Annotated in this window: 22 protein-coding genes and 1 pseudogene; 7 read left to right on the top strand and 16 right to left on the bottom strand. The window is 69.5% G+C overall.

The features are described from left to right. The first annotated feature begins 24 nt into the window (after positions 1-24). Positions 25-726 (top strand): LON peptidase substrate-binding domain-containing protein, encoded by a 702-nt coding sequence (locus tag ACFFC4_RS18945; protein WP_375503757.1) that lies wholly within the window; start codon positions 25-27, stop codon positions 724-726. Here ACFFC4_RS18945 and ACFFC4_RS18940 read toward each other — a convergent pair. Next, complete coding sequence (locus tag ACFFC4_RS18940) at positions 610-1,296, bottom strand: DUF2567 domain-containing protein (RefSeq protein ID WP_375503755.1); 687 nt, start codon at positions 1,294-1,296, stop codon at positions 610-612. The genes ACFFC4_RS18945 and ACFFC4_RS18940 overlap by 117 nt on opposite strands. Then, entirely contained in the window at positions 1,293-1,991 is a 699-nt protein-coding gene (locus ACFFC4_RS18935; protein WP_375503753.1) for a hypothetical protein, read from the bottom strand. Before ACFFC4_RS18935 ends, ACFFC4_RS18940 begins: the two co-directional genes overlap by 4 nt. Between ACFFC4_RS18935 and ACFFC4_RS18930 the strand changes: the two genes are divergently transcribed. The 3 genes from ACFFC4_RS18930 (at position 1,990) to ACFFC4_RS18920 (ending at position 6,672) form a co-directional block, all read left to right on the top strand. Continuing rightward, positions 1,990-2,985: a glycosyltransferase family 2 protein gene (locus ACFFC4_RS18930; protein WP_375503751.1), complete on the top strand. Its 996-nt coding sequence runs from the start codon at positions 1,990-1,992 to the stop codon at positions 2,983-2,985. The two genes, ACFFC4_RS18935 and ACFFC4_RS18930, sit on opposite strands and share 2 nt — an antisense overlap. After that, positions 2,982-4,337 (top strand): polysialyltransferase family glycosyltransferase, encoded by a 1,356-nt coding sequence (locus tag ACFFC4_RS18925; protein ID WP_375503749.1) that lies wholly within the window; start codon positions 2,982-2,984, stop codon positions 4,335-4,337. The genes ACFFC4_RS18930 and ACFFC4_RS18925 overlap by 4 nt, the downstream gene beginning before the upstream one ends. A 94-nt stretch (positions 4,338-4,431) precedes the next feature. After that, entirely contained in the window at positions 4,432-6,672 is a 2,241-nt protein-coding gene (locus tag ACFFC4_RS18920; RefSeq protein WP_375503747.1) for a SpoIIE family protein phosphatase, read from the top strand. 2 nt (positions 6,673-6,674) lie between these two features. Here ACFFC4_RS18920 and ACFFC4_RS18915 read toward each other — a convergent pair whose 3' ends face one another. From ACFFC4_RS18915 to ACFFC4_RS18885, 7 genes are all read right to left on the bottom strand, one after another. Next, positions 6,675-7,694, bottom strand: coding sequence for a hypothetical protein (locus ACFFC4_RS18915; protein ID WP_375503745.1), 1,020 nt, complete (start codon positions 7,692-7,694; stop codon positions 6,675-6,677). A 1-nt stretch (position 7,695) separates the two neighbouring features. Beyond that, positions 7,696-8,595: an N-acetylneuraminate synthase family protein gene (locus ACFFC4_RS18910; RefSeq protein ID WP_375503743.1), complete on the bottom strand. Its 900-nt coding sequence runs from the start codon at positions 8,593-8,595 to the stop codon at positions 7,696-7,698. After that, on the bottom strand, positions 8,564-9,736 hold the full coding sequence (locus ACFFC4_RS18905) for a cytidylyltransferase domain-containing protein (protein ID WP_375503741.1): 1,173 nt from the start codon (positions 9,734-9,736) through the stop codon (positions 8,564-8,566). The genes ACFFC4_RS18910 and ACFFC4_RS18905 overlap by 32 nt, the downstream gene beginning before the upstream one ends. 67 nt (positions 9,737-9,803) lie before the next feature. Continuing rightward, positions 9,804-11,135: a DUF6716 putative glycosyltransferase gene (locus tag ACFFC4_RS18900; protein ID WP_375503739.1), complete on the bottom strand. Its 1,332-nt coding sequence runs from the start codon at positions 11,133-11,135 to the stop codon at positions 9,804-9,806. Between the two features lie 87 nt (positions 11,136-11,222). Beyond that, on the bottom strand, positions 11,223-14,765 hold the full coding sequence (dnaE, locus tag ACFFC4_RS18895; protein ID WP_375503737.1) for a DNA polymerase III subunit alpha: 3,543 nt from the start codon (positions 14,763-14,765) through the stop codon (positions 11,223-11,225). A gap of 141 nt (positions 14,766-14,906) precedes the next feature. Further along, complete coding sequence (locus ACFFC4_RS18890; RefSeq protein ID WP_375503735.1) at positions 14,907-15,491, bottom strand: L,D-transpeptidase; 585 nt, start codon at positions 15,489-15,491, stop codon at positions 14,907-14,909. A gap of 35 nt (positions 15,492-15,526) precedes the next feature. Next, complete coding sequence (locus tag ACFFC4_RS18885) at positions 15,527-15,736, bottom strand: hypothetical protein (RefSeq protein WP_375503733.1); 210 nt, start codon at positions 15,734-15,736, stop codon at positions 15,527-15,529. A gap of 22 nt (positions 15,737-15,758) precedes the next feature. On the opposite strand from ACFFC4_RS18885, the gene otsB reads away from it, so the two are divergent. Next, positions 15,759-16,535 carry a trehalose-phosphatase gene (gene otsB, locus ACFFC4_RS18880; protein WP_375503731.1) on the top strand — a complete coding sequence of 259 codons (777 nt, stop codon included), beginning with the start codon at positions 15,759-15,761 and terminating at the stop codon, positions 16,533-16,535. Between the two features lie 68 nt (positions 16,536-16,603). Here the strand turns inward: otsB and ACFFC4_RS18875 are convergent. Continuing rightward, positions 16,604-17,395 (bottom strand): annotated as a pseudogene (locus tag ACFFC4_RS18875) (DMT family transporter); the annotation flags it as partial. A gap of 40 nt (positions 17,396-17,435) precedes the next feature. On the opposite strand from ACFFC4_RS18875, the gene ACFFC4_RS18870 reads away from it, so the two are divergent. Beyond that, on the top strand, positions 17,436-18,041 hold the full coding sequence (locus ACFFC4_RS18870; RefSeq protein WP_375503729.1) for a TetR/AcrR family transcriptional regulator: 606 nt from the start codon (positions 17,436-17,438) through the stop codon (positions 18,039-18,041). Here the strand turns inward: ACFFC4_RS18870 and ACFFC4_RS18865 are convergent. Together ACFFC4_RS18865 and ACFFC4_RS18860 are read right to left on the bottom strand one after the other, a co-directional pair. After that, positions 18,038-18,700, bottom strand: a complete 663-nt coding sequence (locus ACFFC4_RS18865; protein WP_375503727.1) for an HNH endonuclease — start codon at positions 18,698-18,700, stop codon at positions 18,038-18,040. The two genes, ACFFC4_RS18870 and ACFFC4_RS18865, sit on opposite strands and share 4 nt — an antisense overlap. Before the next feature lie 63 nt (positions 18,701-18,763). Further along, the gene (locus ACFFC4_RS18860; RefSeq protein WP_375503725.1) at positions 18,764-19,420 is read right to left on the bottom strand and encodes a DUF222 domain-containing protein; all 657 of its coding nucleotides are present in this window, start codon (positions 19,418-19,420) and stop codon (positions 18,764-18,766) included. Positions 19,421-19,564: 144 nt separating this feature from the next. On the opposite strand from ACFFC4_RS18860, the gene ACFFC4_RS18855 reads away from it, so the two are divergent. After that, positions 19,565-19,723, top strand: coding sequence for a hypothetical protein (locus tag ACFFC4_RS18855; protein ID WP_375503723.1), 159 nt, complete (start codon positions 19,565-19,567; stop codon positions 19,721-19,723). A gap of 225 nt (positions 19,724-19,948) precedes the next feature. Here the strand turns inward: ACFFC4_RS18855 and ACFFC4_RS18850 are convergent, their stop codons facing one another. The 4 genes from ACFFC4_RS18850 to ACFFC4_RS18835 all read right to left on the bottom strand — a co-directional run. Further along, complete coding sequence (locus tag ACFFC4_RS18850) at positions 19,949-21,400, bottom strand: trehalose-6-phosphate synthase (RefSeq protein WP_375503721.1); 1,452 nt, start codon at positions 21,398-21,400, stop codon at positions 19,949-19,951. Between the two features lie 9 nt (positions 21,401-21,409). Further along, the gene (locus ACFFC4_RS18845; protein WP_375503719.1) at positions 21,410-22,339 is read right to left on the bottom strand and encodes an RluA family pseudouridine synthase; all 930 of its coding nucleotides are present in this window, start codon (positions 22,337-22,339) and stop codon (positions 21,410-21,412) included. Beyond that, positions 22,332-22,898 (bottom strand): signal peptidase II, encoded by a 567-nt coding sequence (gene lspA, locus ACFFC4_RS18840; protein ID WP_375503717.1) that lies wholly within the window; start codon positions 22,896-22,898, stop codon positions 22,332-22,334. The genes ACFFC4_RS18845 and lspA overlap by 8 nt, the downstream gene beginning before the upstream one ends. Positions 22,899-22,927: 29 nt before the next feature. Next, positions 22,928-23,604 (bottom strand): TraR/DksA family transcriptional regulator (locus ACFFC4_RS18835; RefSeq protein WP_375503715.1); only part of this gene is annotated, 677 nt, incomplete at its 5' end.

Raw genomic sequence — 23,604 nt, 5'->3', positions numbered from 1 at the left:
GTTTACGGGGCTAGCGTGGTGGCCGTGGCCAAGCCCGCGATCATCCCACTGTTCCCGCTGAGCCACGTCCTGTTGCCGGGCATGCCGCTGCCGCTGCACATCTTCGAGCACCGCTACCGCCACCTGATGGCCGACATCGCCGAACGCACGAATGGGATCACCGAGCCGGTGTTCGGCGTCGTCGCCCTGCGTACCGGGATGGAAGCCGAGAACCCCGGGGTGGTGGGTCGCGCTGCTGAGGACACCGACGTCGAGCAGATCGGCACGCTGGCCGAGATCCTCGAGCTCGACCGCAAGCCCGACGGCACGGCCGACCTGCTCTCGGTGGGCACCCGGCGGTTCGAGATCCGCGAGCTCCTGCCCACGGGCGCGGTCTACCTGCGGGCCGAGGTCGAGTACCTCGACGAGCCGGACGGCGAGCTGACGCGCGCGCAGGAGGACCGCGCCCGCGAGCTCATGGACGTCTACGACTCCTACCTCGTCCGGCTCGCCGGGCGCGGCACCGGCTCGGAGCTGCCGAACGACGCGAACAGGCTGGCCTACCAGCTCGCCGCGCGCCTGCCGCTGCCGCCGGAGGAGAAGCAGGCCCTGCTCTGCGACGCGACGACCTCAGACCGGCTGGTCCGGGTGGCCCGGCTGCTGCGTCGAGAGATCGCTCTGCTGCAGTGGACCCGGAGCATCGCCGTCTCCCCAGCCGTGCTGCGGATGGGCACCGGCAGCAATTAGGTCAGGAGCCGGGTCGGGACGGCCTGTCTCCGGACGGCCGAGATCGTCACGCACCGCGAAGGCGACGAGCAGGCCGAAGACGAGCATCGACACCGTCGCCTGCACCAGGAGCACGCCGTCGGCGTGCACGGTCAGCGGCAGCTGCGCGGTGTAGCGCTGCGTGCTGTTGGGGATCGCCCGCCCGGTGCTGTCACCGCCGCCGGTCAGGTACCCGACGAGCCACATGAGCAGCGAGCCGGCGAAGCCGCCGACGGCCAGGCCGAACGCCGCCGCAACCCCACGCAGCGGGCGCCGGAACCAGACCACGAGCGCGGCGACGAGCCCGAGGACGGCGGCGATGACGAGGAAGCGCCCGTCGCCGGCGACGAAGGACTCCGTCTCGTCCGGCTCGAAGATGCCCGGCCGGACGATGAGCGCTCGCGGACCCTTCGGGCTCCACGCCGACCACACCAGGCCGGCGAGCGCGCCCACGACGGCCAGGACGAGCGCTAGGACCGCGGCCCGGATGACGTCGGTGCGCGTATCGGACGGCGGTATCTCGACCGGCTGTGTCCCGAACGGCTGCGTCACACGCGACCCGTCGATTGCCGCAGCACGAGGTAGAGCTCGTCGCGGCTGGCTTTGGGCACCGCCCGATCGACCTCGAAGCGACGGATGCGCTGCATGGTCTCGGCTCGTCGCTTGCCCATGAAGCGGAAGAGCAGCAGCGGCAGGGTGACGATGCGGCTGGGCAGCCCGACACGACGCAGCTCGAGGAAGACCCCCCGCCTCGCGCCGTTGACGATGTGGGCGACGCGCTGCTCCATGGGCCCGTAGGCCTGCGCGTTCATCAACCGGTGCAGGACGAAGCGCAGCAGCCCGCGCATCGCGAAGACGCCGAGGGCCAGCAGCACCATCAGCACAGCAAGCAGCGTCGAGTGCAGCACCCACTGGGAGACGGCCGCGAGAGCCAGCAGCACGACGGCCGCTACCAGCAACGACCAGCTGACCCGTTCCAGGATCACCCGTCCGACGATGTAGCGAGCCAACGCCCAGCGACCGAACTCGGTGCCCTGCTCGAACGAGCCGACCTCATCGGCACTGAGCGGCTCTGCTGTGACCGGTTCGGCCTTGACGTAGCGCGGCTCCTCATCCGAGGGTGGTCGGTCGGGAACAGCCGGGTGCATGTCTTCGAGGCTACCGATCCCCCGCGGCACGGCCCGGCCCGGCGGCGTCCACCCGCCGTTCACCGTCCGCTCACCCGGGGCGTCAACGATGCGGCTCATGCCCATCGGCACACCGAGCCTGTCCGTCGTGCTGCCCGTGCGCAACGCCGAGCACTACCTCGGCGCCACCCTGCGTTCCGTACGCGGCAACCTGCGCGACCAGCCGACGGGTGACATCGAGCTGGTGGTCATCGACGACGGCTCCGACGACGCCACCCCCGACGTCATTGCCGAGGCCGAAGCGCAGTTGCCCGGCCTGCGGGTGATTACCCACGACCATGCGCACGGGCTCGCCGACGCCCGCAACGTCGGCCTGGCCGCCGCACAGGGGCGTTTCGTCACCTACCTCGACGGCGACGACTGGCTCGCCCCCGGCTACCTGCCCAGGCTCGTCGAGGCCATCGACGGGCTGGGTTGCGACTTCGTGCGCGTCGACCACGTCCAGGTCACGGGCAGCCAGCGCACGACCCACTGGGCGCCGCAAGGCCGACGCGACGCGGTCCTCGACCCGCGCGACGGCATCCTGCCGGCGAACCGCCGCAGCATGGTCGACTACCCATATGCGTGGGCCGGCGTGTACCGCCGCAGCGTCGGCGATGTGCTGCAGTTCCCGTCGGGGTTGCACACCGCCGAGGACCGGCCGTGGATCTGGCGGCTGCACCGCGAACTCAGTTCCTACGCGGTCGTGTCGCTGGCGGGGCTGTTCTACCGGCGGCTGGTGGCGCAGTCGTTGACTCAGACCGGCGATGCGCGGCAGCTGCACTTCTTCGACGCCTACGACCACGTGCTGCGCGGCGTCGCTGCCGACCGGGACGCCGACCTGCTGATGCCCAAGGCCGCCCAGCAGTTCGTCGCGCTGCTCGGGCACCACCTCACGCTGCTCGGCCGCTTCGAGCCGGTGTTGGCCCGGCGCTTCCGGGCGCGGGCGCTCACGTCGTTGGCCGCGATCCCACCCGGGGTGCTGGCCGGGATCACCGTGCGCGGCGAGCGAGCGTCCGCGCTGCGCAGGCTGATCCCGCGAGACAGCCCACTGCGCAGGGGGTTACGTCCGTGACCCAGGTGCTCTACTGCTCGACGCTGTTCGGCGCGCTGACCCTGGCCGCGGCGATCGACGCCGGCCGTCTCGGACCCGGAGACCAGCGCAGGCTGGTGATCGTGTCCGACAACGGGCCGACGCCGGAGATCGGCGATCCGCTGCAGGACTCACCCGGCTTCGCGGTGCTGCGCTCGCGCGCAGACGACATCGTGTCGTGGAACGAGTTCATCGCCCCGCTGCACCCGTCCGGGTGGACGCCGAGCGACGTCGAGCTGCCGATGCTCTCGCGCGCGCTGCTCGCCCGGCTGGGTCTCGACGGGCCACCGGCGGAACTCGTGCTCGAGTCGATCGCGGTGGCCCCGGCTCAAGCGCTGGCCCGGCTGCTGCCCGATTGCCCTGTCACGGTCTACAGCGACGGGTTGATGAGCTACGGGCCCACCCGGTCGCGGTTGCCGGCCGAGATCGGCAGCCGGGTGAGCCGGGTGCTGCACCTCGACCTCGTGCCGGGCCTGCGCCCGGTGCTGTTGCGCGAGGAGGGCGTCGACGCCGAGGCCCTGCCGGACGAGGTGTTCCTGAAGGTGCTCGCCGAGGCGGCCACGATCCCCGACTTCGCGGACGTACTGCTCGCCCTGCCACGCGGAGGCGCGCTCGTGCTGGGGCAGTACCTCTCGGCGCTCGAGATCGTGACCCCGCAGCAGGAGGCAGCGCTGTACGGCGCGATGGTGCGCGCGGCCGCGCGTGCCGGGCACACCCGGGTGTTGTTCAAGCCGCACCCTGCGGCCGGCCGCGCCCAGGTGCGCGCCGTGCGCGCGGTGGCGGCCGATGCGGGGGTCCAGCTGACGGTTGTGCCCGAGGAGTTGCCCGCCGAACTGTGCTTCGCCACGGTGCGTCCGGATCTGGTGCTGGGTTGCTTCTCGACCGCGTTACTTACGGCCCGCGCGTTCTACGACCTGCCGGTGGCCGCGATGGGCACCGAGCGGGTCCTCGACGCGCTGACCCCGTACCAGAACAGCAACCGCATCCCGGCCACGATTGTCGACGCGATCGTGCCACGCATGGCCGACGACGGCACGACCATCGCGCCGCCGGCCGTCGACTGCACGCTGCTCGTCGAGGCGGTGAGCTTCTGCATGCAGCCGGTCGCGCTGCCCGATCTTCGTGGCGCGGCGCAGCGCTGGATCTCCGAGCACGGAACCGGCCGGTACTTCCGCATTCGTCGCTTGCGGGCGGTCGGCCTGCTGGCCTCCAGCGGCATGTACGACCGGCTGGCGAGTTCGCGGGTCGCCGAGTGGGACGTAGCTCGCAGCTCGCTCGTCCGGGCGCGGTCGGTGCGCGCCTCGTTTGCGCAACGCCGCCGCGCTCAGCGCTGACCATGGACTGCGCGTAAGATCCGCGTTATATTTGTTCGGTCCAGACAGGACGTTGCGTCGATGCCACTGGGCGTTCGCGCCCCGGGAGGTCGTCGTGCTTGAGCAGCCGCTCGTAGCAACGCGCTCGGTGAACAACGATTTGCTGTCGATGCTCTCCGGAGCCATTACGTCCGACCTGGATCTGCAGCGCGTCCTGCAGAAGGTCACCGATATCGGCACCACGGTCTCCGGCGCCGAGTTCGGGGCGTTCTTCTACAACGAACGCGACGACACCGGGCGCGTCTACCAGTTGCACGTGCTGTCGGGTGCCGGCCTCGAGACCTTCGCCGCCATGCCGAAACCACGCATCACCGGCTTGTTCGAGCCGACGTTCACCGGAGTGGCCACCGTACGCAGCGACGACGTCCTGCGCGATGAACGGTTCTCCGGAATGCCCCCGGGGCACCTGCCGGTCCGCAGCTACCTGGCCGTTCCCGTCGTCACGCGCACGGGAGAGGTGATCGGGGCCCTGCTGTTCGGGCATCGCAACCCCGGAACCTTCGACGAGGAGTGCACCCGCACCATCGAGATCGTCGCGGCTCAGGCCGCGGTAGCCGTCGAGAACGCGCGGCTGTTCGCCGCCGAGCAGGACGCTCGCGTCCGCGCGGAGGAGGTGACGGCCCGTCTCGCGCTGCTCCAGTCGCTGGCGAGCCGCCTGTCCGACGCCATCACAGCCGACGCCACTGTCGCCGCACTTGCCGATGTCCTGCTCGAGCCGATCGGCGCGACCGGCGTCGGCGTCTTCCTGCGCGACGGCGACGGCTACCGCAATGTGTCCTTGGGTGCCCAGGCAGCTGGAGCGCCGTCGCTGACCTTCCTGCCTGATGAGCTGCCGAACCCCGTGCGTAATGCGACCGTCGGTGACGTGTCGCTGATGGTCGCCGACCGCGGCCGCCTCATCAGCGACTATGCCGAGCTGTGTGCGCAGTTCTCCCCCGTTCCGGCTACCGCGATCGTTCTGCCGTTGAGCACCGGAGCGCAGCGTTTCGGTGCGTGCGTGCTCAGCTGGGACGTCGAGCGGGCTTTCGAGGCCGCCGACCTCGAGATGCTGACAGCGGCCGCGGCGCAGGTCGCCTCCGCCCTCGACCGTGCTCGGCTCTTCGCTGCGGAGCGCGAGGCGAGGGCGGACCTCGCCCGCAGCATCCGCGCAGCCACCGAGACCTCGCGGGCTTTGCAGCGCTCGCTGCTGCCGCGGACGCTACCGGTACTGGACGGCCTGACTGCTGCTGTGCGCTATCAAGCCAGCGACGTCGACGCCGAGGTGGGCGGCGACTGGTACGACATCGTTCCCCGCGAGCACGGCGCGGTGCTCGTCATCGGCGACGTGCAGGGTCACAACCTTGCGGCCGCGGCCCTGATGGGGCAGTTGCGCACGGGCCTGCACGCCTACCTGACCGAGGGCCACCCCGTCGAGGACGCGGTGGCCCGGGCGAATCACCTGATGTCCCAGCTGACCGACCGCATGATGGCCACCTGCTGCCTGGTCGAGGTCGACCTCGACGCCGGACAGCTGCGGATGGTGTGCGCCGGGCACCCCAGCGCGATCTGCGTGCCCGCGGGCGGGGACCGGCTGGTCGTGCCCGAGCAGATCGGCCTGCCGCTCGGCGTGGTCGCGGACGCGACGTGGCCGGTGACGACGGCGCCCCTCGGCGGTGGCGACCGGCTGGTCCTCTACACCGACGGCCTCGTCGAACGCCGCAGCGTGGACATCTATGCCGGCATCGAAAGGCTGCGGTCGCTACTGCCCGCTCTTGCCGACCGTACTGCCGAGGACGCCGCCCGCAGCCTCGTCGAGAAACTAGGAGCCGACGCCGAGGACGACGTGGCCCTGCTGATCTGTGACATCGCGCCCACCGGCGCCCCCAACGCGACGCGCACCTTCCCTGTCGGCCGCGAGCTGACCAGCGTCAGCGCGCTACGTGGTGACGTACGTCGGGCGTTGCTCGACTGGAACCTCGGCACGTTGGAGCACTCCGCGACGCTCGTAGTGAGCGAACTCGTCACCAACATCGTGCGCCACACGCAGTGCCCGGGAACGGTGCAAGTGCAGCCGTTGCGCACCGGGATCCGCATTCTCGCCAGCGACGACGACAACCGGCTGCCAGACCTCGATCTGTTGCCGGACGACGTGTCGACCCACGGGCGGGGGTTGTTCATCGTCAGGGCGGTGGCGGATCGCTGGGGCGTCCAGCTCAACTCGGCGGGCAAGACGATCTGGGTCGAGCTGCAGCTGGAGCAAGCCAACCTTCTTGGGATGGCTGGGCAGTCGGTCAGCCAGCACGCCGAGGCCAGCTGACGCTACGTCGCCACACCCGCCCGTGGGGCGACGGCGGCGATGCGGGCCACGAAGTCGCGAGCGTGCTTCGTCGTCGACGGGGTGAACCATGACGGGTCCACCGGCCGGACGTCGATGCGCAGACCCTGGTCGCGCATGAGGTCACCGAGCACCACGGGCAAGGTGTGCGAGGCCGTCGACGGGAAGGTGATCACTCGGCGCGACACCGGCCCCTTGCGCAGCGCCAGCTCGGCCGGCAGGTCGGCGCGCACCACGGTCACGCCGGGCAGCGTGTCGATCTCGGCCACCAGCGAGTCGGACTCCCGACGGTGGGCGAGGTAGCGCACCGGCGCATGACGGCGCACCAGCGCGGCCACCGCGTCGACGTACGCGGCTCGCTCGACCAGCCCACTGTCGACCAGCGAGATGCCGAGGACGTCGACGCGGTCGTCGATGATCTCCGGGGTGCGCCAGGCGCGCGCCCAGGAGTACTTGTTGTCGACGCGACTGGCACCCACCGGCGTGGCGTCGCGCAGACAGCTGAACACGGTCAACCGCCGACGCACGCTGGGGGTGAGCAGCTTGGTGGCACGCGCCTCGAGCGCCGTGGCACCCTCGAGCGGCTTACGCCAGCGCACCATCGGCTTGTTGGCGTCGAGACAGGACACGAACTCCCACGTCGCGGTGCCGTCGTCGACGGCCACGATGTGATCGGCCCGCACGAGCGGCAACAGGGTCTGGATGTAGTGCGAGAACGGGTCGCCGAGCACGAGCCGGTCCGCGCTGCGAATGTCGCGGGCGACCGCCAGGGTGCTCGTCGCCGCCGAGGAGTTGCGCGCCCGCACCGAGCGGTGCCGGACGTCGACGCCCATGCCGCGGGCCAGCGCCGCGACGCGGGTCAGCTGGCGCATCGACTGCCGATCGGTCGGAGCCAGCACGTCCACCCGGACCTCGTCGACCGAGTCTGTGGCGTGCGCCCACTCGACGACGTTGTGCAGCTGGGTGGCGGTCTCGACGAGCGCGACCGTGGTGACCTTCGGCATGTCAGCCCACCACGCTTTCGAGCCCGACACGCCGCAGCTTGGCCCGGATAGGGACCTCGCTGTCGTAGACGCGTTTGACGCCGTCACCGAGCGCAGCCTCGACGATGCGGATGTCGCGCACCAACCGCTGCAGGCCGCCTGGCTCGACGGACGCAGCCTGATCCGAGCCCCAGTTGGCGCGGTCGAGGGTGATGTGCCGCTCGACGAAGCAGGCGCCCAGCGCAACCGCGGCCACCGTGGTCTGCAACCCGATTTCGTGTCCGGAGTAGCCGATCGGCACGTCCGGGTAGGCGTGCATGAGCGTGTGGATCATCCGCAGGTTCAGCTCGGCGGCGGGCGCCGGGTAGGAGCTCGTGGTGTGGCAGAGGATCAACTTCTCGCGACCCAGGACGTCGACGGCGTGCCGTATCTGGTCCGGGGTAGACATGCCCGTCGACAGGATCACCGTCCGGCCGGTGTCGCGGACACGGACGAGCAGCTCGTCATCGGTGAGGCACGCCGACGCGATCTTGTGCGCCGGCGGGTCCGTCATCTCCAGGAAGTCGACGCTCGGGACGTCCCACGGCGAGGCGAACCAGGCGATGCCACGGGTGGCGCAGTAGCGGCTGATCGCCTCGTATTCCTCAGCGCCGAACTCGACACGGTGGCGGTACTTCAAGTACGTCATGCGGCCCCAGGGTGTATCGCGCTCGATGCCCTGCTGATCGCTGGGGACGCAGATTTCCGGCGTGCGCTTCTGGAACTTGACCGCGTCACAACCCGCGTTGACGGCCGCATCGATCATCGCGAGAGCGTCCTCGAGCGAGCCGTTGTGGTTGATGCCGATCTCGCCGGTGACGAAGACGGGGTGGTCGGGGCCGACCGGGCGGTCACCGATGTAACGCAAGCGGTTCAGATCCATCGCGGATGTCCTTTCCGAGCACTCTCGACGCGACCTCGCGGACCGCGCCGTGGCCACCGGGGGCAGCCGTGACGATGCGGGCGCGTGCCCGCACCGAGTGGTGCGCATCGGCGACCGCGATCGGCCAGCCGACGATGTCGAAGCACGGCAGGTCGTTGACGTCGTTACCGACGAATGCCGTTCGGCGCAGGGCGTGACCGTGCTCGGCACACCACTGCGCAAGGGCTGTGCCCTTGTGGTCGATGCCGGTCAGGGCAGGCACGTTCAACTTGCGGGCGCGGGCCTGCACGACCGGATTGCGCTCCGTCGACAGGATCAGCACGTCCAGTCCGGCGCGACACAGCGCGGTGACGCCGAGCCCGTCGCCGCGGTGCACGGTGACCGCTTCGCGGCCGTCCTGGTCCACAGTCACCCGGTCGTCGGTGAGCGTGCCGTCGAAGTCCAGGACCACGGCGTCCAGATCACGCAGGCCGGGGTCGCGCGGGCGGTCGAGCAGCGGGCTGAGCAGTCGGGCGCGGGCGAGGTCGTCGGGCTCGTCGATCTCCAGCGTGCGGCCGGCGTCGACCACGACCGGCAGCACCCGGCCGAAGAAGCGGTGCCCGTGGCGTCGCAGCCCGCTGATGCGCATCGCGTACGCGGCGCCGGTCTCCCGCAACTCGACCGGCCGGTCCTGCCGGCGGGCCCGATGGACCGGGTCGTGGTTGATGCCGGTGCCGTCCGGGCGCCAGAGGAAGCCGTGCGACGGTGCGGCGGTGAAGGCGCAGTCGGCTTCACCGTCGAGCACGGGCCGGGCTACGCAGTCGAGATCGCCGCTGTCCAGGAACGGGCTGGTGCACTGCACGAGGAGGGCAACGACCGCTTCCGGGGCGCTGGTGTCGAGCGCGTGCAGCAGGGCGGACTCCGACGACGCGGTGTCGCCGGCCAGCTCGTCGGGGCGCACCACGACCTCGGCGCCGGCCTCGCGGGCGACCTCGGCGATCAGTCGGTCGTCGGTGGACACAAGCACGCGGTCGACCAGCTCCGCCCGACGCGCGGCGTCGACGGCCCGAGCGACCAATGCGCGGCCGCCCACCAACGAGACGTTCTTGCCCGGCACACCTCGCGAACCCCCGCGCGCGGGAATCACGGCGACGACTGTCATGAGCGAGCTCCGCGAGCGAATGACCAACGGGCATGGCCTTCGGCGCCCGGAGCGCAGCGGAGGGCGGTCATGAGTTGGCCCATCGGCGCAGGCGGGGTTCGATGCGGGCGGTGCCGACGAGGTACGCCCGACGAGCGGCCGCGCGCAGCACGCGGCGCGCCGGGCGGGCCCGCTGGTCGATGTCGCCCCTGAGGGCGGTGCCGTCGGTCTGCAGGCCGTGGCGGGACAGCAGTCCGGGCAGGTACGCGGCAGCGTTGTCGGGTGAGTACTTGGGATGCAACGGAGCGAGCGAGTCGTGCTGGGCGGTCAGCCGGCGCAGCCGTGCGTGCACCTCGCTCCACGGGTCTGTGGGGTTCTGTTGATCTGCGTCGCCGACGCCGTTGTCGGCAGCCCACGCGGGATCGGTCTTGGGCACGGCACCGTCATGCAGCTCGGGCCAGGACACCAGCGCGCCGGACGACACGAACACCTGGTTGCCGAGGGCCTCACGGATGCCGAAGTCGGTGAGGATACCTACTGGTATGCCGCGGTGCATCGCCTCGAGCGCAGCGGTCGAGCTGACCGTGACGCACAGGTCGGTGCGGTCGAGCACGCGCGACATCGAGCCGTACGCGAAGCGCACGTTCGCCGGCAGCGAGCCCTCGGGCACGAGCTTCGCGTAGTGGTACGGCTCGGAGTGCGTGGTCTGTTCGCCTTTGCGGCCGCGCAGCTTGACGATGACCTCGCGGTCGGGGTGTCGACGGGCGTGCTCGAGCACCTGATCCATTGCGTAGCGCCGCTCGGCGCGCGTCTCCGGCACCGACGGCTGGGCGACGAAGGTGACGGTGAACGGGCGGGTGCGCCCGGCGGCAGTCGGGTCGTGCGGGGCGTTGCCCAGGAAAGGCAGGGCGATGCGGGCGATGGTGTCCGGGTCGACGCCCACGGCCTCGTACACCGCGCGGAAGCTGCGCGCGTCGGCCGCGGAATTGGCCAGCACGATGTCGGCTCCGGCACGTAGCAACAGCCCGTCGACCACCCGCTCGTAGACCACCCCGACGTAGCCGGTGACCACGACGGGCCGCGACTGGCGACCCTGCCAGGCCTGCGCGAGCCCGTGCAGCAGCGCCTGGATGGCGCCGCCGACGCAGGCCAGGACGACGATCTCGGCCTCGGTGTCGGCGAGCTCCTGCAGCACGTCGGTCAGGCCGCCGCGCGTCAGCGAGACCGCGTCGGCACCGACATCGTGCAGTTGCCGGTCGTTGGGGGCGGCTCGGCCGTCGAGCAGGTGTCCGTGCACCCGCGACGTGCCGGCGCCGGAGAGCTGGTGGGCAAGCGCCGCGCCCCACTTCCAGCGCGTATCGGAATCGGCGACCACGTGGACGTCCCACGTGGCTGCGACTTCAGGCTGAACCGACGGCACAGCACCGAGCGTGACGACGCCGTCCGCCGCCGCGGGCAACGTCAGGTTGCCGTTAGGTGTACGTCGCGCGGACGCTGAGAGTTCGCCTCAGGCGGAGAACGCCGCCGAGCCGAGCAGGGCCTTCAGGTCACCCATGAGGGCGGCCGACGGGGTGACCCGGTGCTCGAGCACCAGGTTGGGGCTGTTGCGGCTGACCAGGGACAGGTGCACCTCGCTCATGCCGGGATGGGCGACGAGGACGTCCTTGAGCCGATCGATGAGCGGCGGCGTGCACCGGGTGGCGTCGATCCGCAGCTTCACCGGTCCGCTGGGCCCGGCCGTGGTGTCCAGGATCGTCAGGTCGCTGGCGATGAGCTTGACGGTGTCCTCGCGGGCGTCGGTGCGGCCCTTGATCGAAACGATCGCATCCTCGGTGATGTTCAGCGCGACCTGGGCGTAGGTGGCCGGGAAGAACATCACCTCGATCGAGCCCTCGAGGTCCTCGAGCACGGCGTTGGCCCAGGGTGCGCCGGCCTTGGTGACGCGCCGGTTCACCGACGACAGGATGCCGCTGAGCGTCACCGTCTGCGCGTCGCCCTGACCCTCGGCCTGCACGGCGGCGATCGTCATGTCGGCCGATGACGACAGGATGTGCTCGAGCCCGAACAGCGGATGGTCGGACACGTAGAGGCCGAGCATCTCGCGCTCGAACTGCAGCAGCACCTTCTTGTCCCACTCACCCTCGGGCACCCGAACCGCGAACGGATCGTCGAGCGCGGCGTCGGGCGCGTCGCCGAACGATCCGAAGAGGTCGAACTGACCTATGGCCTCGGCGCGCTTGGTGTCCAGGACGGCGTCGACGGCGGCCTCGAAGGTGTTCATCAATCCGCGCCGCGCATGTCCGAGGGAGTCGAACGCCCCGCCCTTGATCAGGCCCTCGATGGTGCGCTTGTTGCAGACCACTGCGTCGACCTTGCGCAGGTAATCACCGAAGTCGACGAACGCACCCTTGGCCTTGCGGGTGGCGACCACCGAGCTGACCACGTTGGCGCCGACGTTGCGGATGGCGGTGAGTCCGAAGCGGATGTCGGTGCCGGTGGGGGTGAACTCGGCCTCGGAGTCGTTGACGCACGGTGGCAGCACCTTGATGCCCATGCGACGGCATTCGGCCAGATACACCGCCATCTTGTCCTTGTCGTCCTTGACCGACGTCAGCAACGCGGCCATGTACTCGGCCGGATAGTTGGCTTTCAGGTAGGCCGTCCAGTACGAAATCATCCCGTACGCAGCCGAGTGCGCCTTGTTAAAGGCGTAGTCGGAGAACGGCAGCAGGATGTCCCAGAGCGTCTTGACCGCGCCGTCGGAGTAGCCGTTGGCCTTCATGCCGGCCGCGAAGCCCGCGTACTGCTTGTCGAGCTCGGACTTCTTCTTCTTGCCCATGGCTCGACGCAGGATGTCGGCCTGCCCGAGGGAGAACCCGGCAACCTTCTGCGCGATGGCCATGACCTGCTCCTGATAGATGATCAGGCCGTAGCTGGTGTCGAGGATCTCCTTGAGCGACTCCTCGAGCTCCGGGTGGATCGGCGTGATCTCCTGCCGGCCGATCTTGCGTAGCGCGTAGTTGGTGTGCGAGTCCGCACCCATCGGACCGGGCCGGTACAGCGCGATGAGCGCGGAGATGTCCTCGAAGTTGTCCGGCCGCATCAGGCGCATGAGCGAGCGCAGCGGTCCGCCGTCGAGCTGGAACACCCCGAGGGAGTCGCCGCGGGCCAGCAGGGCGTAGGCCTCGGGATTGTCGAGCGGCAGGTCCTCGAGGACGAGGTCCTCGTCGCGGTTGATCTTGATGTTTACCAGGGCGTCGTCGAGGATCGTCAGGTTGCGCAGCCCGAGGAAGTCCATCTTGATCAGGCCGAGGTGTTCGCAGGTCGGGTAGTCGAACTGCGTGATGATCGCGCCGTCCAGCTCGCGCTTCATGATCGGGATCAGGTCGAGCAGCGGGTCCGAGGACATGATCACGCCCGCCGCGTGCACGCCCCATTGGCGCTTGAGGCCCTCGAGACCCTTGGCCTGGTCGACGACCTTCTTGACCTCGGCGTCGGCCTCGTACAGGGCGCGGAACTCGCCGCCCTCGTTGTAGCGGTCGTGGGTGGTGTCGAAGATCTTCGACAGCGGGACGTCCTTGCCCATGACCGGTGGCGGCATGACCTTGGTGATGCGATCGCCCATCGCGAAGGGATAGCCCAGCACCCGGCCGGCGTCCTTGACCGCCTGCTTGGCCTTGATGGTGCCGTAGGTGACGATCTGCGCGACGCGGTCGTCGCCGTACTTCTCGCTGACGTAGCGGATGACCTCGCCGCGCCGGCGCTCGTCGAAGTCCACGTCGAAGTCGGGCATCGAGACGCGATCGGGGTTCAGGAACCGCTCGAAGATCAGCCCGTGCTCGAGCGGGTCGAGATCGGTGATGCGCAGCGCATAGGCGACCATCGAGCCCGCGCCCGACCCGCGCCCCGGGCCGACGCGGATGCCGTTGTCCTTGGCCCAGTTGATGAAGTCGGCGACGACGAGGAAATAGCCGGGGAAGTTCATCTGCTCGATGACGCCGACCTCGTAGTCGGCCTGGCGCTGCACGACGTCGGAAACACCGGCCGGGAAACGTCGACGCAGGCCGGCCGCGACCTCCTTGGCGAACCAGGTGCGCTCGGTCTCGCCCTCGGGCACCGGGAAGCGCGGCATGTAGGTGCCGTTGCCCTCGGTGAACTCGACCTCGCAGCGCTCGGCGATCAGCAGCGTGTTGTCGCAGGCCTCGCGCAGGTCGTACTTGTCGGCCCACAGCGAGCGCATCTCGGCCGGGGACTTGAGATAGAAGTCCCGGGCGTCGAACTTGAACCGGTTGGGGTCGGCCATGGTCTTGCCCGACTGCACGCACAGCAGGATCTCGTGGGTATCAGCGTCGTCGGCGTGCGTGTAGTGCAGGTCGTTGGTGGCGATCATCGGCAGCTGCAGGTCGTCGGCCAGCTTGAGCAGGCCGTCGCGCACGCGCGTTTCGATGTCGAGGCCGTGGTCCATCAGCTCGAGGAAGTAATTCTCCTTGCCCAGGATGTCGCGGAATTCCGCAGCGCTGGCGCGGGCCTTGTCGTAATCGCCGATCCGCAGCCAGGTCTGGATCTCACCGGACGGACAGCCGGTGGTGCCGATGAGGCCGCCCGCGTACTGGCTCAGCAGTTCACGGTCGGCGCGCGGCTTGTAGAAGAACCCCTCGATGCTGCTGCGTGAGGCAAGGCGGAACAGGTTGTGCATGCCGGCGGTGTTTTCGGCCAGCAACGTCATGTGCGTGAACGCGCCACCGCCGGAGACGTCGTCGTCGCCGCCCTTGTTCCAGCGAACCCGGGTGCGGTCGGTGCGGTGGGTGTTGGGGGCGAGGTAGGCCTCCATGCCGATGATCGGCTTGACCCCGGCGGCGGTGGCCTTGGAGTAGAAGTCGTAGGCCCCGAAGACGTTGCCGTGGTCGGTCATGGCCAGCGCGGGCATGCCCATGCGGTGGGTTTCCTCGAACAGCTCCGTGAGCCGGGCGGCGCCGTCGAGCATCGAGTACTCGGTGTGCACGTGCAGGTGCACGAAACTGTCGTTGCCGCCTGAGGCTGAGCCGTTCACAGACACGGTGGTTCGAGCCCGCCTTTCTCGCGTTGCCGTGCGCGCGAACCGTCCGCGTCGCAGACCACGATTCTTACATCCGGGTCCGACACTTCTCGGCGTGTCGGCCGCGGCGAGTCTCTCGACCTCAGGTGCAGGGTGTCAGGCCCGGATGCGCACGGTGGCCCCGACGTGCGCCCAGCGGTAGAGGAAGGCGATGGCTTTGACCGGCACGTGCACGCAGCCGTGCGAGCCGTCACTCCGGTAGCGCTGGCTGCCGTACGGGATGGTCTGCCAGGACGAGTCGTGGAAGCCGAACAGCGGGCCGTCGAAGGGGATCCAGTACTTCACGGCATACGTCTGGCCGGAGATCAGGGTCAGCGCGGTGTTCCGCGTGCGGGCTTGGATCGTGTACGTCCCGGTCGGGGTGTGGGTGTCTTCCCCAGGGATGCCGGTGGTCACCGGTGTGTCGCGCACGAGCGTGCGTCCGGCGCACATCCAGAGATGCTGTTGGCGCACGCTGACCTTCACGAGCTGGGCCGCGGTGTTCTTCGCGCACGGGTTCGGCGGTGCTGGGGGTGTCGACGTCGTCGGCGCCGGCGATGGCGTGGTGGCGACCACGGCCCTGGCGCTCTGCGGAGCGGGGTTGGTCGACGCCGGGTCAGGGTCGCGAGCCGAGTTGCACGCCGCCACGGTCGCCACTGCGGCCAGGGCCGCTGCGGCCCGTCGCAGCCGGCAGACAATCACCGGACCACCCTAGGCGACGCGCGGCCGCGAAGCGGTCAGCGCGGATGCCACCACCACGTGCCGCCCACGCCGAGCTGCGTCGGGAACATCAGGTTGACGCCATCCGGCCCGTCCAGCCAGCGGTGTCCGTCCACTTCGTGCAACGAACCACCGAGCACCGCGGTCCGTACCTCGAACCACGCGGTCTGCGCCCGTTCGCACGCTGCAACGGTGATGTTCGGGTCCACTCCCTGATCCTCGTCCACGCGAGTCGGCCAGGATGGGCGTATGGATGTCGACGAGCTGGTGGCCGAGTTCCGTCCGCGATTGCGCGGAGCGCTGGTCGCCACCGACTTCGACGGCACCCTCGCGCCGCTGACGCGAGACCCCGAGGACTCGCGCCCGGTCGAGGGTGCGGTCGAGGCATTGGCCGCGCTCGCCGGCCTTGGCGCAGCGGTCGCCGTCATCACCGGCCGCGATGCGCAAACGGTGCTGCGGCTGAGTGGACTGCAGGCCGTGCCCGGCCTGACGGTGGCCGGCATGTACGGGATCGAGACGTGGTCGGCCGGCGAGCTGACAACACCTGACACCCCGGACCCGATCACGGCTCTACGTGAGCGCCTGCCGGCCGTCCTGGCCGGCGGCGATCCGGACATCTGGATAGAGGACAAGCGTCTTTCGCTCGTCGTGCACGCTCGCCGCGCTGCGGATCCGGACGCAGCACTCGCCGAGGTCGACTCCGGCGTCCGCGCGCTGGCGGCCGAGCTTGCCCTCGAGGTGCACCCGGGCAGCCAGGTGCTCGAGCTGCGGTTGCCCGGCTTCGACAAAGCCGCTGCCCTTGCGCGACTCGCCGAGGGTGCGACAGCGGCGCTCTATCTCGGCGACGACCTGGGCGACCTGCCTGCGTTCGATGAGATCAGCCGGCTACGCTCGGCGGGCACGCCGGCGTGGAGCGTCGGGGTGCTGTCGTCGGGTGCTGACGGCATCGCCACGGCGGTGGATGTGACGCTCGCCGATCCGCCGGCCACCGTCGAGCTGCTGGCCAGACTGTCCGGCAACGGGTGAGCTGAGCGCAGCGCGAGCGCGACGCCCGCCGCGCAGACGACGAGGCCGGGTCCTGCGGTCGGGCCGGGGACCTGCCCGAACAACGCCCAGGCGGCGAGCGCCGAGGTCGGCGGGGTCAGGTAGAGCAGCGTGCTGGCCCGCGTCGCTCCCGATCGGCGCACGACGAACAGGTAGGTGCCGTAACCGCCGAAGCTGGCCAGGACGACGAGCCAAGCGATCGCCCCCGCGAAGCCCGGCGTGATCGGTGGCATCAGTGCACCGTGCACGCCCGCCACGACGACGAACACGACCGCCGCGGTCGTGGTCTGGACCGCCAAGGACATCGGCACGCTTGCGGCCGGCTTCCACCGTCGTTCCAGCACGGTGCCTGACGCGAGTCCTGCGACGGCAACCACGGGCAATAGGTAGGCCCACCACGGTGCGTGCCCCGAGCCGACGTCGCCGGCGACCACCAAGGCCACACCTGTTGCGCCGAGCACCAGACCGAGCCGCTGTCGGGCCGTGGTGCGCTCCCCCAGCAGCGGGCCGGCCACCGCGGACACGACGAGCGGCTGCAGTGCAGCGATGAGTGCGCAGGTGCCGGCGTCGACCCCGGCGGCCGTGGCGCCGAAGATGCCACCGAGGTACACCACCTGGACGAGCAGCCCCAGCACCACGAGTCGCGCCGCAGCACCGGCCCGGATGCGTTCCCGGCGGGCAGCGACGAACGCTACGAGCACGACCGCCGAGACGACGGTGCGCCACGCCAGCACGGTGTCGACGCCTGCCCGTTCGGTACCGAGCACGGCACCGATAAAGCCGGACGACCAGCACAGCACCAGGACGCCACCGGCGACCGGATCGACGACTCGCGGGTTCATGGTTACTACATAACCATACCGGTCGGTATACTCGCAGGCTATGCGGACCGAGTTCTCAACCACATCGTTGTTCGATGCGCCAACCCGCCTCACACCCGCGGGTGAGCGCATCGCCGCCGCGGCGGCGCAGCTGTTCTACGAGCAGGGGATTCGGGCCGTCGGTGTCGACGCGGTGGCCGAGCTTGCCGGCACGACCAAGAAAACGCTGTACGACTGCTTCGGGTCGAAGGATGCGCTGGTCGCGGTCTATCTCGTGCGGCGGCATCGCGCCTGGAGCGCGCATCTTGAGGACGAGGTAGCTCGCCATCGTGCACCTCGAGCTCGGGTGCTGGCGGTCTTCGACGCGCAAGCGTCATGGGCAGCCGGCAGCAGTCGCGGGTGCGCGTACATCAATGCCTGGGCCGAGGCCGGCACGTCAGCGCCGATCGCCGCCGTGGTGCGGGCCGAGAAGGCTTGGATGCGGGCCAGGTTCGATGCACTCGTGTCCGACGCCGGCATCCGCCCACCCGGCCGGGTGGCGGCCACGCTGCATCTGCTCTACGAGGGCGCCCTGGTCGCATCCACCGCCGGCGGTGATGACCGAGCAGTGGCGGACGCACGGCGCGCGGCAGCCCAGATACTGGCGGCGGGTGGTTCCGGAAGCTAGGCGGCCCGTCGCCCGTGCAGGTAGATCAGGTCCACGAGCGAGACGTCGATCTCTAGGCGCCGATGGTGGTTGCCCGGTGGTACTGGCTGTCGACTGGCGTACCGATGCCCGGTCGGCGTGGTGACGGTGATGCTGCCGTCGAGCGAAGGTCGCGTAGTCCAGCCGGCGGCTTGTTTGGCGTAGTTGCAGGCTTCGCACGTGCCGGCACCGTTGTCGGTCCGGGTCTTGCCGCCCTGCCCGTGTGGGATGAGGTGGTCGGTATGGCGGATCGCGGCCTCGCACCAGGGGATGCGGCAGCGGCCTTGGTCGCGCAGGCGTACGAAGCGCCGCTGGTTGGTGGTGAAGTTGCGGCGGGTGGCGTCCATGGCGGCGAGTTGCCCGGTGAGCGGGTTGGTGTACAGCCGGCGCAGCCATTTCTCGCCCAGGGCCTCGAGGGCGATCTCGCGGGCCAGCTCGGCGGAGATGGGTCCGAACCCGATGAGTTCGGCTGGTTCGTTGGGGCCGTCGGTCGGGCTGTCGACAGGGTCGCTCGTCTCGTCCGGCTCGCTGGTCTCGTGGCCGCCGAACAGGGTTTGGTCGGTCATGATGAGTTCGATCTCGACGGGTACGGCGGTGGCGGTGGTTTGTCCGGTGACGCGCTCGACGAGGGTGTCGGCCATGATCTGTCCGCGGCCGCGTTCGTCACCGCCGGCGGTGGTGGTGTCGGCGGCCTGGCACAGCGCCTAGTAGGTGGCGACGCCTTGGGCGACGGGTAGCAGCGCAGTCAACCGGGCCATGGCATCGGGTGCGGGCCGCATGGTGACCCGCCGGTCTTTGTCGGCACCGCGGACGCGGGCGAGGAATCCTTGTGGGTCCAGGCGGTAGCCGGCTTTGCGGGTTTCGGCTTCGACCCGCCGGTCGCTCCATGCTTCGAGCTGCGGGGCGAGTTCGGCGTCCACCGTCTCGCGGTCCTGGCGGGAGAGCCAGATCGTTTCGCGTGCGATGAGGGTGGCGCGCCATTCGGTGATCCGCCCGGCTTGCAGCGCGGCGAAGGTGTGCGGTAGTTCGGTGGGCAGGATCGTGGCCCAGCCCAGGTAGCGCTGCGCCGCCCAGGGCGAGATCCGCCGAGCCAACCCGATCTGGGCGGCGATGCCGCGGCCTTGCTGCTTGACGGGCACCCCGTCGATGGCCTGCTGAGCACGCTGGGAGACCTCGAAGTCCCGCGACTCGACCGCCTGTGCCGCGGCAGCGACCGCCTTGAGTTCCTCGAACAGTCGGACCCGATCGATACGGTCGCCATCATCGACCGCCGGGCTCAGCGAGTTCAGGGCAGCGACCAGCGCACGCACCGTGTCGGTGTCTGCTGATGAGCCCGCCGCCATCCGTCTATTGTCGAACATGTAATCTAATAAGTCAAGGAACCTCGCTAGTACGCGTCCGTTCGTCGGCCCGCTTGCGGCACCTCGTGTTCGAGACTCTGCTGCGACGGGACAATACGCATCGCGAATTTGGGAACGTCCGTTCTTGACTGATCGTTCGACGACTTGGTCGCCAACCTCGGTATCCACCGTGGCAGCCTGTATCGAACCTTTGGTAGCAAACTCGCCCTGCTCCACCGTGCCCAGCGCAACGAGACGGCGTTGGTGCTGGGAAGAGCGTTGCTCGCCCGAGCGGGGCTCATCAACATTTCAATCGAACGGTGAACTGAGATCCGCCCGCCTCGTCATCGAGGTCGAGGACCCCCGCGCAACAGCGCGCCTCGTCCAGACAGCGATCAGCAACCAGTAGCCAGGATTCCCGTTTGCGGATCCGCTTACGACGCCGTTGCCGGCCAGATTCTTGACTCAAAGCCAACGCCGATGGCGACGTATTGACCCGTCGCGGTGAGCGGCTGCCGGGACCGCCGGCGGGCACAGCTGGCCACCGGCTCAGCCCAGCGCGTCGAGCTGAGCCTGGAACCACTTCGTTGGAGGCAATCGGATCGCCGCCGCGCGCATCCGCTCCGCGCCCGGACGTCGAGCCTCGACGGGCATCAGCAACGCCTCGTGCAGCGCCTGCGCAGTGGCCGACACGTCGAACGGATTCACCACGAAGGCGTCGTCGCCCAAGGTTTCGACGGCGCCGGTCTCGCGCGAGAGCACCACGGCCGGTACGCGCTCGGACAGCACGAGCCCCTCGAGGACGACGAGGTTCATACCGTCACGGACCGAATTGACGAAGACGACGTCGCTGCGGCGCAGCACCGCGAGCGCGGCGGGGTAGTCGTCGCCGATCTCGAAGATCAGCGGCGTCCAGTCGTCGGTGCTGAACTCGTCGTCGATGTCGGCAGCGAGTCGCTCGATGCGGGCGGTGTACTCGCGGTAGGCCGGGACGTCCTCACGTGATGGGTTGTTGTAGACGGCGTGCACAACGCGCCCGTGCCATTCGGGGCGGGTGCGCAGCAATTCTCGATAGGCCAGCAGACCGCGGAAGACATTCTTCGAAAGCTCGGTGCGATCGACCCGACCGATGAGCAACCGGTCCTCGACGGTGTCGTTGAGCACCCGCAACGCGTTGTCGACGGTGCGCCGACCACCGAGGCGCTGCATCTCGTCCTCGTCAGTGCCGAGCGGGAACACGCGCACGCCGTCGGGATCGACGCCGGTGACCGCCCGCGCAGTGGCACGGAACAGGTCGGCCCAACGCTCGGTGTGGAACCCGAGCACGTCGGCGCCCAGCATGCCCTCGACGATGGCGTGGGCGACGTCGTCGGGCAGCATCGCGAAGTCGTCGGGCGTCACCCACGGCGTGTGCGTGAAGTGGCCGATCTTCACATCCGAGCGCAGGTCGCGCAGCATCTTCGGGACGAGGAACAGGTGGTAGTCCTGCACCATCACGGTGGCGCCCGGGGCGGCGGCCTCGGCCAGGGCAGTGGCAAAGGCCCGGTTGAAGCGCACGTAGCTGTTCCACTGCCGCCGCCACGTGGCGTCGAACGACGGTTGCGTCGGCAGATCGTAGAGCCGGTGCAGTACGAACCACAGCGTCGAGTTGGCAACCCCGTTGTAGGCGTTGCGGAACGTCAGCGCGTCGATCGGCAACAGGCGGACGTCGAAGTCGCCCCGCAACGCATCGGCGACCTCGGGCAACTCCGAGATCCGCCCTTTGGGCGCGCGCCGGGCCAGCGCCCGCTCGCGGTCGTTCATGGCTGCGCTGACCCAGACCGCGTGGGGTGTCGTGGACAGCGCTGCCTGCATGCCTGACACGAGACCGCCGCTGCCACGCGTGATTCGGTCGTCACCGTCTCCGTCATCACCACTGACGGCCACGATCGTGAGTGGGCCCCGGTTCGATGCGACGAGCAGAGGGGCATTGCCGCCAGGATGTGCTTGATCGTCGCTCATGCCGTCCTCCTACCCACCATTCTCCTCGGACAGGACGTCGAGTGCGCGCTGCAGGTCGGCCGGGAATGGTGACGTGACGCGCAGCTCCTGCCCCGTGTCCGGATGCTCGAAAGCGAGCTCACGAGCGTGCAGCCACTGCCGCGTCAGACCTAGACGCTTGGCCAACGTGGGATCCGCGCCGTAGGTCAGATCGCCGACACACGCATGCCGCAACGCCGCCATGTGCACCCGGATCTGGTGGGTGCGGCCCGTCTCGAGGTGGACGTCCAGCAGCGTGGCGGCGCGGAACGCCTCGACGGTCTCGTAGTGCGTCACGCTCGGACGGCCGGAGGCCACGACGGCGAACTTGTAGTCCGAGCCGGGATGCCGGTCTATCGGGGCGTCGATGGTGCCGCGCATTGGATCGGGATGTCCCTGGACGAGCGCGCTGTAGCGCTTGTCGACGGTGCGCTCCTTGAAGGCCCGCTTCAGCGCCGAATACGCCCGCTCGCTCTTGGCAACCACCATCGCGCCCGTGGTGCCGGCGTCGAGACGGTGCACGATGCCCTGTCGTTCGGCCGGGCCGCCGCGCGCCAGCTGATAGCCCATCGCGGCCAACCCCTGCGTCACGGTCGGACCCGTCCACCCCGGGCTGGGATGCGCGGCGACCCCGACCGGTTTGTCGACGACGAGCAGGTCGGCGTCGTCGTGGAGTACGACTAGGCCGTCGACGATCTGCGGCGGCGCGTCGAGCTCGACGTCTGGCAGGGTGACCTCGAGCAGCTCGCCGTGCTGCACACGGGCGCTACGGGCGGCGTCGGCGCCGTCGATGGTGACCCCGCCGGAGTCGATGAGGTCCGCGGCTGCCGTTCGCGAAAGGCCGAGCAAGCGCGAGAGCGCAACGTCCAGCCGCAATCCGTCCAGGCCGTCCGGGACGGGCAGTAACCGCGATTCAGGCATCGCTGTCGACTCGTCGGCGCCCGTCGAACTCCACCCCGAGCACGGCGAGCAGCGCGGCCAGTATTGCGCCGCAGACGATGCCGGAGTCGGCGATGTTGAAGATCGGCCACCGCTCGCCGTTCGGTCCGAAGACGCTGACCCAGTCGACGACATGCCCTCGGCCGATGCCGGGGTCGCGTGCCAACCGGTCGACCAGATTGCCGATGGCGCCGCCGAGCACGAGCCCCAGAGCGACGGCCCAGCCAGTCGATCGCAGCCGGCTCGCCGATCGCACGATGATCACCACAACCGCGATGGCGACGACGGTGAGGATTGCTGTGAAGCCGGTGCCCAGGGAGAACGCCGCCCCGGAGTTGCGGGTCTGATCGAGGTAGACGGCGCCGCCGAGGATACGAACCGGCGTGTGGGTGCTCGGCAGCTTGGCGACGACCAGCACCTTGCTGACGACGTCGAGCGTGAGAACGACGAGAGCAACCGATGCGAAGAGCAGCACCCGGCGTCGCTTGGGCACGTCAGCCGCAGCATCGTCCTCGAGCTCTGCGCCGTCGCGGGGTTGCACCCGTCCAGTCTGGCCTACGCCGGGAAGGCCTAGCGACGCTCCTCGCGCTGCTTGCAAGCGACGTCCAGGGTGGCGGCCGGGAAGGCCTTCAACCGAGCTTTCGGGATCGGCTTGCCACAGCGTTCGCAGAAGCCGTAGGTCCCGTTCTCGATACGCTCGATGGCGTGCTCGGTCTGGGCGATCAGGTCGAAGCGGTTGGCTGCAATTGACTGCTCCTGCTCACGCTCGAAGGTCTTGCTGCCGGCATCGGCCTGATCGTCCCCGGCACCGTCATTGCTGGTGCGCTGCAGGTCGTCGAGGTCACGCATCGAGGTGTCGTACGCGCTACGCAGCTCGGCCAACTCGTTCACGAGCTGGGTGTGGACCTCCGCCAGCTCATCCTTCGTCCACTCCGTCCCGGCGGGGACAGCGACTTTGTCGGTCGTCGCGTTCGGGTTGTTCTTCGCGGCGGTGTCTGTCACGGTGGCGGCTTTCTCGGTCGTGCCGGGGGCTCTCGGGGGGGTCGAGGACGGCGCAGTCGTTCTAGCCGATTCCTTCGCCGAACTAACGGTCCGCTCGGCGGAAGTGACCTTCGTGGCAGATGCAGCCTTCTTGGCCGGTGCGGCCTTCTTGGCCGGCGCGGCCTTCTTCGCAGGTGCGGCCTTCTTGGCCGGTGCGGCCTTCTTGGCCGGTGCGGCCTTCTTGGCCGGTGCGGCCTTCTTGGCCG

Origin of the sequence: uncultured Jatrophihabitans sp., from assembly GCF_964244045.1 — a bacterium.
Lineage (GTDB): Bacteria > Actinomycetota > Actinomycetes > Mycobacteriales > Jatrophihabitantaceae > Jatrophihabitans.
The sequence above is the reverse complement of the archived record's forward strand: the minus strand, read 5'-3'. Positions and strand labels throughout refer to the sequence as shown.